The following is a 10878-nucleotide window of genomic DNA, read 5'->3' as shown; positions in this document are numbered from 1 at the left end:
AACCGACCAGCGCGGCGATGGTGCATGCCAGGAAGGGCTGCGCGCGGCGGCCGCCTCGGACAGGCACTTCCCGGGCACGCTGGATGTAGCCGATGCCCGAGGTGTGGAGGTCGAAGTACGATTTCTCATTGGATGTGGCATTCATGGTGAATCTCCATAGAAAAAAGCGGAGACACACCAGCCCACGCATGCGGGGAAGGTGCGTAACCCCGCGATGAGTTGATGAGGCGAAAGCATCCGCCACCAGGAATGGTGGCCGCTCGCGAACGGATGCGGTGCAAGCTGGGTGATCAACGCAGTGGAACCGCGCCGTAGCCTTGAGGATCGTGGCTACCTGGGATGCTGCTGACGGCTGTCAGCGAGGCATGGCGGCAGCATGGCCCTACCCCACGCGCGTAGCCGCAATCAATCGGAAATCCGCCATTCCCTTTTTTCGCAACACCCCATTCCTTGAGGGGACTTGCAGTCTCCCGGCGTTGGTGAGACATCAGAAGTCGGATCGGTTGGCTGCAACCTGAGCCACCGCTGTGCGAGCTGATCAGAGTTCAGCCAGCGGCGAGGTATGTGCGGTATTGCCTTCCTGGGGTAGAAGAGCAATTGCAGATAAGTCGAGTGCTGGATGCATGGAGTGCCGTCGAGCGGACCCTCACGGTCTCTACTTCAATTTCGACCTGGAAGATGAAACCAAACTGATAAATCTCTGAAGCACTGAGGAACATCGGTCACGACGCCACACAAGCTCCCAGTTCTGACGAATGGTCAAGTCCGACAGGGGCATGAAGGCGACTGTATCGGGGGCGGTGCGGCGAGCACCTTCCGGCAGGATCGTGCATCCCATGCCCGCAGCGACCAACGTCAACATCGACGCGGCGTCCACGCCGTGGACAGCGGTACGCGGCGTGAAACCAGCATCGAAGAAACAATGAATCAGCTTGTCATGCCATGCTGGAGCGGCCGTGCGGGGCAACCAGATGAACTCCAGATCCTGAAGGTCTTTCAGCACTTTCGGTTCCTTTCCCCTGGGCCATTTCCAGTCCGCTGGGTAGGCCAGCAGCATGCGGTCTGAGAAGACTGGAATACCCTCAAAAGAGGGGTCATCAAGCGGGCGAAACAGCAGAAAACCCGCATCCAGCCTCCCTTCTGCGATCTGGCCTATCTGCACATCGGAAAGCAAGTGGTGCAGCGTAATCCCCACCCCCGGCACCTCCTGTCGATACCTCTTCAGCACAGCAGCGATTGCGGGCGCCAGGGTCTGCATCACCGGCAGCGCGATGGATAAGTGCCCTGATTCTCCGCGGCCTGCACGCTGCGCTCGCTCTTTCGCTGCAGCCGAATCGTCAAGCAACTTGTTCGCGTCCTCCAGCAGTTGATGTCCCGCATCCGTCAATTTCACGCCACGTGTCGTGCGCTCGAACAAGCGTGTGCCCAGTTCGTCTTCGAGTGACTGAATCTGGCGGGTCAAGGCAGGCTGAGCAATGTGGAGTGCCTGGGCCGCGACGCTGATGCGCCCATGTTTGGCTACTGAAGAGAAATAGCGCAACTGACGCAGATCCATGGCTATACCTTTTCGGCATTAAATGAATGTCAAAAAGTATTTTACGGCATGACGACTCATTCCTACCATCTATTGCCATGCGTTGGCAAGCGTCGAAACACTCCGACAACTGCCCAAGCAACGCGCATCGTGGACCGAGCCGCGACGCAGTTCCGGACATGCCGGGCACGCTGCTGTGACGCTACCGGATGAAGCATCGAAGTGACCATGCTGATTACATCAACTATCTCAAGGGGTGAAATTTGAGCAGAATGAACAAGCGCCAGGCAATCAAACTAATTGCCGGTATCGCGCTCGCCTCCGCTGTTCTGCCCACGACATGGGCGCAATCTTTTCCAACAAAGCCAATAACGCTTGTGGTGCCTTACTCGCCGGGCGGCGGTTCGGACATCATGGCTCGCGCGTTGGCTTCACGGATGTCTGAAGATTTGGGACAGCCGGTAGTTGTCGAAAATATCTCAGGTGCAACTGGTGCAATTGCGGCACAACGTGTCCTGAACAATGTTGCAGACGGTTTGCAAATATATGTCGGCTCACCAAACGAACTTATTCTAGGTCCTTTAGCCATGCCATCATCTCGCGTCAAAAGCGAAGATTTTCAGATGATTGGCAAGGTGGGCGACTTCACCTTGGCCGTTCTTTCGCGTGGCGACTTGCCCCCAAACAACCTCAAAGAACTAATCGATTATGCCTCACAACGCGCACGTGAAGGCAATCCTCTCACCTATGGCAGTGTGGGCCCCGGAAGTCTATATCACCTGCTGGGTGAGAAATTCTCCCAGCTTACCGGCGCGTCGATGATTCATGTTCCTTACAGAGGCGGAACGCCTTTGACCGTGGATCTAATAGGAGGGCAGATCGACCTATATCTGGGCGCTATGGGTGCAACTTCCACGCCGCACATCACCAATCGTACTGGCAAGCTGAAAATGCTAGCCGTCATATCTCCTGAACGGCTGGAGAGCTTTAAGAGCGTTCCTGCAGCGAATGATTCGGTTTTACTGAAAGATTATACATATAGCTTGTGGCTTGGACTTTTTGTAAAACAAGGCACTCCAGAAATTTTTATTCAGAAACTTCATGGCGCCCTAAACAAAGCGCTAGCAGATCCAGCCGCAAAGAAAGCCGCAGACACCCTGCAGGTGGTCCTCGCTCAGCCGCAAACACTTGCGCAAGCTGATCAACTTTATAAAACAAGTACGGCTCAATATAGAGCGATGTTTAAGTCCAGTGGATTCAAGCCTTAAATTATGTCCTCCAATACTGAAACTGTCCTCGACATCAGCCAGCTTACCGAGTTCCGCCGGGACCTGCACAGGCACCCTGAGCTGAAGTATGAGGAACGCCGCACTGCCGATAAAGTCGCTGCCTATCTGACCTCGCTTCACATCCCAATGGTGCGCGGTTTGGGTTCCACCGGCATCGTGGCCAGCATCCATGGCAAGGGCCGCAGTGCAGACAACCCAGGCCCAGCCGTGGGCATTCGCGCCGATATGGATGCGCTGCCGCTGCAAGAAATCAATCATTTCGATCATGCGAGCAAGTTCGATGGCCGCATGCACGCTTGCGGACACGATGGTCATACCACCATGGTGCTGGGCGCGGCCGAACTGCTGGCGGCTAACCGGCATTTCGATGGCACGGTACACCTGATCTTCCAGCCCGCCGAAGAAGGAGGCGCGGGTGCGCGCGCCATGATGGACGACGGGCTATTTACGCGCTTCCCCTGCCAAGCGGTGTTCGCGCTGCACAACTGGCCCGCGCTACCGCAAGGACAAATGGGTGTACGCGTAGGCCCCATCATGTCCGCGGCTCGGAAGTTCGAAATCATCGTGCGTGGAAGGGGCGGTCACGCCGCGCTGCCGCATACAACGATCGACCCGATCCCGATCGCCTGCTCCATCGTCGGACAGTTGCAAACCTTAGTATCTCGCGGGACCGATCCGCTGGATGCGGCTGTGTTGACGATTGGCAAGATCGATTCAGGCACATCGGCCAACATCATTCCCGACGAAGCACGTATCTATGGCACTTGCCGCAACCTGACTAAGTCATCGCAGCAATTTCTCATCGAAGGCCTGCGCCGCATCTCAAGTCATATTGCTGAGGCGCACCTCGCCACCGCGGAGGTCGTCTTTACGCCGGGTGGGTACCCCAATACCGACAACCACGGGAAGGAAGCACTGTTCATGGGCGAGGTCATGCGCGAACTAGTAGGCAACGACAACGCATATACCGATGTGCAGCCCGCGATGACGTCCGAGGACTTCGGTTTCATGCTGGAGGAAGTGCCTGGCGCTTATGGCTGGATCGGCAACGGCGCCGGTGGCAAGCCCGGCGTAGGCCTTCACAACCCCGGTTACGACTTCAATGACGAAAACCTGGCGCTAGGTGCACGCTTCTGGGACCGGCTAGCGCGCCGGTGGTTCGAAACGCTAGCAGTGCGATAGCACCCTATTTATTACCAGGCGCCTGTAATCCAAAGAGATGTGAAGATGACAGACATGATTAGTACGCGCCCGGCGCTCAAATCGCTAACAGGTGCTGCCGCGGCCTCATCGTCGGCACCGTTGTCGTGGGCGCAGACGTTGCCGGCCAAACACGTGTGCCTCCACATCCCCGACTCCGCAAGCGGGGGATCGGCTGTTGTCGCCAGGGGGCTGCCCGGCCAGATGGGCAAGGCGTTGGGCCAGATACAAGCCGAGCAGACTTCTACATAGAACACTACGCAGTACCGTGCAATTGCCGAATCCGCCAACCTCTAATCCAAATGATGAAAACCAGCACACACGACCAAAAAGATAGTTCTCCCTTCGATGAGGTCATCGATCGGAAGAAATCTCATTCGATGAAATGGGCGATTGGGCAGAAGCTTCTTTCCGCAGATGAATTCGCGGCTGACCCTCTGCCGATGTGGGTCGCCGATATGGATTTTCGCGCTCCACAGCCGGTCATCGACGCACTCCATGAAGCAGTAGACCATGGCATTTTTGGTTATCCGGGCGGTGCGACGAGCAGCTATGTCAATGCGGTGATTGGCTGGCAGGCCAAGCGATTCGGTTGGAATGTCGAAAAAGAGTGGCTCATTCAAACTTCGGGCATTATCACGACGCTGAAGACAGCCATCCAGGTATTTTCATCCCCGGGTGATTCGATCCTGATCCAGCCACCCGTGTATGGCCACTTTCATGGCGATGTCTTGATGAATGGCCGTCATCTGGCCTACGCCCCGCTGGAGCGCACAGAATCGGGATACCGCTTCGATGAAAAGACTTTCGAGGCGGCTATCCAAGGCAATACGAAGATCTTCATTCTCAGCCACCCACACAACCCGACAGGCAACGTCTGGTCAGAAGAAGAGTTGCGCACCATGGGTGAAATCTGCCTACGCCATGGAGTGCTCGTGATTTCGGACGAGATTCATCAGGATCTGATCGTCAACCGGGAGAAGAAGCACATTCCTTTCGCCTCCCTCAGTGAGAAGTTCGCGCAGAACAGCATCACCTGCACAGCGCCAAGCAAGACATTCAACTTGCCTGGTCTGCAAAGCGCGAACGTGTTCATCCCCAATCGACACGTGCGCGAGGAACTGTTGAGGCAGTACGACCGCAACATGTTCCCGCTGGTCAACACCCTAGGCATGGTCGCCGCAGAAGCGGCTTATGCACACGGCGGATCCTGGGTAGACGAAATGCTGGAGTATGTACGTGGCAACCACACGTATTTTCGCGATGCGATCAACAGCGCAACGTCGAGCGTCAAAGTCATGCCCATGGATTCGCTCTATCTGGCATGGATGGACTGCCGCGGGCTTGGCTTGGATGCCGATGCACTGAACAAATTCATGCTGACCAAGGCCAGGGTTTGGCTCGACAAGGGGCAGAAGTTTGGAACTGAGGGGCACGGCTACATGCGTGCCAACCTCGGCTGCCCTCGCTCTACGGTCGAAGAGGCAGTTCATCGCATCACCCAGGCGATCGCGGAGCTTTGACTAGAAAAGAAGGATCTTCATCATGAGTGAAACTATTGAACAACGCCTGATGCGACTTGGTGTGGAACTACCTATTCCCCCCAAGGCGGCGGCCAGCTACGTTCCCACCACCCTCGTGGGAAACACTCTCGTCACTTCCGGACAACTGCCTTTAAAGAATGGCCAGTTGACAACGCAGGGGCTGCTGGGAAGCGAAATCGATGCAACGCAAGGACAACTCGCTGCCAAATGCTGTGCGGTAAACGTGCTCGCTCAGGCAAAAGCTGCGCTTGAAAACCTCGAACGAATACAGCGCCTAGTGAAGATCACCGTCTTTGTTGCTTCCGCGCCCGGTTTCTTCGAGCAACACATCGTCGCCAACGGAGCTTCGGATCTGTTTCTGTCAGTGCTCGGAGAGAAAGGCCAACACACCCGATCAGCAGTGGGGGTCGCGGCCTTACCCATGAACGCCGCAGTGGAAGTCGAAGCGACGTTTGAAGTCGCCTGACGACCTACATTGGCGCAGCACCTGCCAGCGAAGTCAGTTTATCGAAAATAAGAGTTCTCACCGCATAGGCGCGTGATGAGCAAAAGACATCAATAAGGCAAGCAATGGATTTGTGCATTGCTTGCTCCAAAGCCACAAGGATTCTGTGGCCGATGCGATCGGTACGTATCGTGAGGAATGGAGACAACAGTGAATCAGAATTTTCATGCGACCGGAGCGACGTCTTTCGCTCCTCTTCAGGAAAAACCGTCAAAGCAACGTATTTTCCTTCTCGCGATACTATTTATCGGCATTTCGGTTGCATATTTGGACCGCGTAAATGTCGCAGTCATCGCCGCCAACGCGCGGTTCCTGGACGACATGGGAATCGCCGGTCAGCCGGTAAAAATCGGACTGATGATGAGTCTGTTTCTCGGAGCCTATGGGATTTCTAACGTCGTCCTAAGCCCTCTTGGTGACTATCTCGGGCCTAGGAAAGCGATGATCGCAGCATACGTGATCATCTGTCTTTCCTTATTCACTGGCGGCGTAGCAAGTACGTTTGGAATTTTATTGGCAACACGTGTTTTACTGGGCATTGGCGAAGGGCTCTACTACCCAATGCAGAACACATTTGTCAAGAATTGGTTTCCACCTAAAGAACGAGGCAGGGCCAATACGGCATGGTTGATCGGTCAATCACTCGCCCCAGCCGTTGCCATGCCAGTTTTTGCGTATCTTGTAGCAGCGCATTCTTGGGAATCGACGTTCCACTTCTCATTTGTGCTTAGCCTGATTCCGCTCGTATTGCTGTTATTTTTTACCGCCGATACGCCTCGTGCACATAAACGGGTGAATAATGCAGAACTGTCTTACATAGAACAGAATCTAGCCAAAGAAGACGGCAGCGATAACGAAACCTCTCCGAAAAAAGAGTCATTTTCGAAGTTGGCAAGAGCATACGTCGCAAATTATCGCTTCTGGATGTTGATGTTGATTCTTGCGACGAACTCCATTCTATCTTGGGGTTTGATGACCTGGCTCCCAACCTACCTGAACAAGGAGCGTGGCTTTTCTTGGGAAGCCATGGGGTGGATATCATCGCTCCCTTTTATCCTTGGCTTTCTATTCAAGATCGCCGCCGGTTTCATCATAGACCGAACGGGTCGAAATGCGCCCGTCATAGCGCTCTCGGCACTGCTATGCGCTTTAGGCGTATTCCTGGGTGTCACTATAGAGAACAACTATGTCGCCGCCATCGTTATCGCTTTTGGGATCGGCGCATCCTCTGCACAAATCCCAGGCGTCTTCACGCTGTTGCAAAAATTGGTTCCAAAGGCCGCCATATCCTCAGCGGCAGGCACGTTGAACGGGATAGCCGTGGGATTTGGGGCACTATCACCCGTGTTGATAGGTCTTTCCATCAGCATGACTGGCCATTTCAGTGCCGCGCTGTATCTCATCATCGGCATCGTATTGACAGGCGGGGCCCTAGCGACTACATTGGCCGTCCAGAAGCTCTAAGCATGGGGCAGCTTCAATGCTAGCCGGATCTCAAATAAAGTAGCCAAGAATCCCAATGGCTACCTCGTTCGCTCACCGCACAACGAGCGCAGCCTTAATTATTAGATTAACCGTGTAGAAAACCCATGACTTATTGCGACCGCTACAACCATCTGCTTTCTACCGAATCCAGTCTCGCTGCTGAACGCTATCAAGCCGGCATTGATCTCCTATTGTCGATATGGCCAACGGCTGGAGAAACATTAGATCAAGCCATTGACGCTGATCCCGAGTTTGCGCTGGCATTGGCCGCCCGAGCCAGGCTTCATGCGGTCCATTCTGAGGTCACTCAGGCAAAAGCGAAGATCGCCAGGGCGGCTGAGCTTGTGGCCAAGAAGGGGTCGGAACGCGAACGCAGTCACGTAGCTGTTCTGGCTCATATCATCAACGGACAGGCGGCGACCGCATTGGCTGGTGCCATGACGCATACGGATCTCTGGCCGAATGACGTTCTAATCATGTCGCTGATGCTGGGCGCTTTTGGCCTGCTGGCCTTCTCAGGCAGAGCAGACCACAACCAGGCCCGCGTCGATCTTTGCGAACGCCATGCTCCGCATTTCGCTGCCGATGATTGGTGGTTTCTGACCTATCGCGGATGGTCCCATGGAGAGAATGGGAATGTGCGACTCGGCAGGGAACTGACGGAACGTGCTTTGGAACTGCGACGCAAGAATGCAAATGCGGCCCACGCACTTGCCCATGTCATGTATGAACAGGGGGCAAGCAGTGAGGCGGAGCAGCACCTCGCGGATTGGATGCCGGAATACGGCCGATCAGGCGTCTTGTACGGTCACCTTGCCTGGCATGGGGCGTTGATCGCTCTGGAGCGTGGCGATACGGATCAGGCACTTGAGATCTACAACAAGAATATTGCTCCGTCGGCAAATTTGGGGGTGCCGATCAACGTAGTCAGCGACACGGCGGCTTTCCTCTGGCGGATGCAGGCCTATGGCTACGATGTTCATCCCGACCTTTGGCAAAACGCTGCTAGCTACGCTTCCGGATACTTCCAGCAGGCCGGTTTCCCCTTCGCGGACATTCATATGGCCATCATCGCGGCGGCCACTGGCGATAAAAGCGCACTACTGGCGCGAGAAAAGAAGCTCTCCGAGATGGTGAACTCCGGGGCGTTGGTAGCGGGACCGGTGGTGCCTGCCATCTGTCGTTCCGTGCTTGCTTTTGCCGAAGAGAATTATGCAGAGAGCGCCCGCATTTTGGAGCCCGTGGCGCAAGATGCGGTGCGTCTCGGTGGAAGCGGCGCGCAGCAAGAGATCGTCGAAGATACGCTCTTGGTGGCATTGATGCGCTGCGGTGAAGCAGCTAAGGCCAAGGCATTGTTAGAAGAGCGTCTTGGCAGGCGCCCATCGCCTCGGGATAGTCGTTGGCTCTTGACGGTTCAGGCGCACTAACGCTTCGGCATCGCAGCGCCAGCGTCTCGCCCCAATGCACAGGCTGCCTGATGGGTACGCTCTGGCCGATACGATGCCAGTCGTCTATTCCCCCGATTTCTGATGTTCGACTACACAGGTCTCTTGAAAGAGATAGCAGAAACGCAATGAGCGCCCCATCTTCTCGAAGTGACATAACAAGCGGGCATTGGTTGATCCGATGGCCTGGGCCAGTAGCAACCATTGCACTTGCACAATTGCTAGGTACTTCCCTGTGGTTCAGTGCCAACAGCGCGGCAGATGATTTGATGCGCACCTGGCATGTCACTGCGGCTGACATTGGGTGGCTGACCAGCGCGGTGCAGGCGGGGTTCATCATGGGAACTCTCGCGATTGCGTTAGGTGGCATGGCCGATGGCTTCCGGGCAAGCCGAATTTTCGTCATCGCGTCGATCGCGGGGTCTTTCTTCAATGCCTGTTTTGCCTGGTTTTCCGATGGATTGATCAGCGCTGCAGTATTCCGGTTCCTCGTTGGAGTTTCTCTAGCCGGGATTTATCCGATGGGCATGAAGCTGATCGTGAGCTGGAGCCCGGAACGCACCGGCCAGGCGTTGGCTCAACTGGTTGCAATGCTGACGTTGGGCACAGCGCTTCCACATGCATTACGTGAAGTCAGCGGCGGACTGTCTTGGCAATACGTAATCCTTGCATCATCTGTGTTCGCGCTGCTGGGCGCTGGACTGATATACCAGTTGGGTGACGGCCCCCATTTGCCGAAAGCGCGCACAGAACCCTCCGGCCAAGGCCGTGGCAGCGTCTTCACCGCCTTCAGGGTCAGCGGCTTTCGCGCTGCCGCATGGGGATACTTCGGCCACATGTGGGAGCTTTATACGTTCTGGACAATCGTGCCGTTGCTCGTCCAACGCACCGTACTGGGAACGGAGTATGCGCGGATTGGCGTATCCGGCTTGTCATTTTTCATCATCGCAATCGGTGCGGTCGGCAGCTTGGCTGGTGGAATTCTTTCACGCCACTTCGGTAGTGCCAAGGTCGCGCTTGGGGCGCTGGCCGCCTCATTCCTCTGCTCGCTCCTGTTCATCGTGTTCTGGAAAAATCTTCCCGCAGGCGCACTTCTCGCCATCGTTCTATTCTGGGGAGCGACCGTCGTTGCTGACTCTCCACAGTTTTCCGCGCTTTCGGCGAAATCCTGCCCGCCCCACTTGGTAGGAGCAGCGCTGGCAATCCAGAACTCGATTGGCTTTGCGATCACCGTCGTCTCCATCGCCGCGACGACTGCGCTGTTTGAGCACATCGGTGTTGACTCCATTTGGCTGCTGCTGCCCGGTCCGATATTCGGCCTGGCTGGCTACGCATGGGCCTCTCGCCGCACAGCAAGCCCTTGCTAGAGAGAATGTAGCGGTGTTGAGGCCTTGGCGGCTGGCTTCATGGTGATCGTGTTCGGGTTACACGCTCGCGCATCCAGAATGTGAATGGAGGAGGTCGTCATGGCGCTTCAGGACGACGCATTTCCTCGTGCCGGCATTTGAAGTGTGGAGTCGATGACCGTGTAGGCATCAGCCTGGATAGTCCAAGAGAATGTTCCCGTGCGGAGATAGAAAAAGGCTCCCCCCCGATGGATGGAGAGCCTGTGGGGCACGCGGCCGCGATGGCTGCAATGTCGATGAGTCTCTCCAACACTTCGACAAGCATGTCGAAATACACCTCGTCGTGCCGATCGACCAGTTCGACCTATTCACCGTTCTGGCGGTGCAGTTCCACCACGTAGGTGTCGCCGCCGCGGTCGTAGAGGATCGTTACCCGGCCCTCGAACTTTGCGGTCGAGACCGTGAAGCTGATCGCTAGCCCGGATATTTCACCGTAGTAGAGCCACAAACGAGTACGGCATTGCCCTTGT

The 10878-nt window shown here is 55.8% G+C and carries 9 protein-coding genes; 7 read left to right on the top strand and 2 right to left on the bottom strand.

Annotation, left to right across the window (positions count from 1 at the left end):
* Together V7Z75_RS13505 and V7Z75_RS13500 are read right to left on the bottom strand one after the other, a co-directional pair.
* Positions 1–145: DUF3577 domain-containing protein (locus V7Z75_RS13505; protein ID WP_334109179.1), on the bottom strand; the 145-nt coding region annotated here is incomplete at its 3' end.
* Positions 146–655: 510 nt separating this feature from the next.
* The gene (locus V7Z75_RS13500) at positions 656–1555 is read right to left on the bottom strand and encodes a LysR family transcriptional regulator (RefSeq protein WP_334109178.1); all 900 of its coding nucleotides are present in this window, start codon (positions 1553–1555) and stop codon (positions 656–658) included.
* 251 nt (positions 1556–1806) lie between these two features.
* Between V7Z75_RS13500 and V7Z75_RS13495 the strand changes: the two genes are divergently transcribed.
* The 7 genes from V7Z75_RS13495 (at position 1807) to V7Z75_RS13465 (ending at position 10369) form a co-directional block, all read left to right on the top strand.
* Positions 1807–2802 (top strand): Bug family tripartite tricarboxylate transporter substrate binding protein, encoded by a 996-nt coding sequence (locus V7Z75_RS13495; RefSeq protein ID WP_334109177.1) that lies wholly within the window; start codon positions 1807–1809, stop codon positions 2800–2802.
* A gap of 3 nt (positions 2803–2805) precedes the next feature.
* A complete protein-coding gene (locus V7Z75_RS13490; RefSeq protein WP_334109176.1) occupies positions 2806–4005 on the top strand; it encodes a M20 aminoacylase family protein in 1200 nt (399 codons plus the stop codon).
* 320 nt (positions 4006–4325) lie between these two features.
* Positions 4326–5546 carry a MalY/PatB family protein gene (locus V7Z75_RS13485; protein ID WP_334109175.1) on the top strand — a complete coding sequence of 407 codons (1221 nt, stop codon included), beginning with the start codon at positions 4326–4328 and terminating at the stop codon, positions 5544–5546.
* Between the two features lie 22 nt (positions 5547–5568).
* On the top strand, positions 5569–6033 hold the full coding sequence (locus tag V7Z75_RS13480; protein ID WP_334109174.1) for a RidA family protein: 465 nt from the start codon (positions 5569–5571) through the stop codon (positions 6031–6033).
* Positions 6034–6222: 189 nt separating this feature from the next.
* Complete coding sequence (locus V7Z75_RS13475) at positions 6223–7536, top strand: MFS transporter (protein ID WP_334109173.1); 1314 nt, start codon at positions 6223–6225, stop codon at positions 7534–7536.
* Positions 7537–7661: 125 nt separating this feature from the next.
* Positions 7662–8984, top strand: a complete 1323-nt coding sequence (locus V7Z75_RS13470; RefSeq protein WP_334109172.1) for a tetratricopeptide repeat protein — start codon at positions 7662–7664, stop codon at positions 8982–8984.
* A 146-nt stretch (positions 8985–9130) separates the two neighbouring features.
* A complete protein-coding gene (locus tag V7Z75_RS13465) occupies positions 9131–10369 on the top strand; it encodes an MFS transporter (protein WP_334109171.1) in 1239 nt (412 codons plus the stop codon).
* Positions 10370–10878 lie beyond the last annotated feature (509 nt).

Source organism: Methylobacillus sp. (assembly GCF_036844465.1).
In the GTDB taxonomy this organism is placed as follows: domain Bacteria; phylum Pseudomonadota; class Gammaproteobacteria; order Burkholderiales; family Methylophilaceae; genus Methylobacillus.
This window is presented reverse-complemented; position numbering and strand designations above follow the sequence as displayed.

Coding starts and splice junctions, on each gene's coding strand:
- V7Z75_RS13500 (WP_334109178.1), bottom strand. CDS start 1,555: ATGGATCTGCGTCAGTTGCGCTATTTCTCTTCAGTAGCCAAACATGGG.
- V7Z75_RS13495 (WP_334109177.1), top strand. CDS start 1,807: ATGAACAAGCGCCAGGCAATCAAACTAATTGCCGGTATCGCGCTCGCC.
- V7Z75_RS13490 (WP_334109176.1), top strand. CDS start 2,806: ATGTCCTCCAATACTGAAACTGTCCTCGACATCAGCCAGCTTACCGAG.
- V7Z75_RS13485 (WP_334109175.1), top strand. CDS start 4,326: ATGATGAAAACCAGCACACACGACCAAAAAGATAGTTCTCCCTTCGAT.
- V7Z75_RS13480 (WP_334109174.1), top strand. CDS start 5,569: ATGAGTGAAACTATTGAACAACGCCTGATGCGACTTGGTGTGGAACTA.
- V7Z75_RS13470 (WP_334109172.1), top strand. CDS start 7,662: ATGACTTATTGCGACCGCTACAACCATCTGCTTTCTACCGAATCCAGT.
- V7Z75_RS13465 (WP_334109171.1), top strand. CDS start 9,131: ATGAGCGCCCCATCTTCTCGAAGTGACATAACAAGCGGGCATTGGTTG.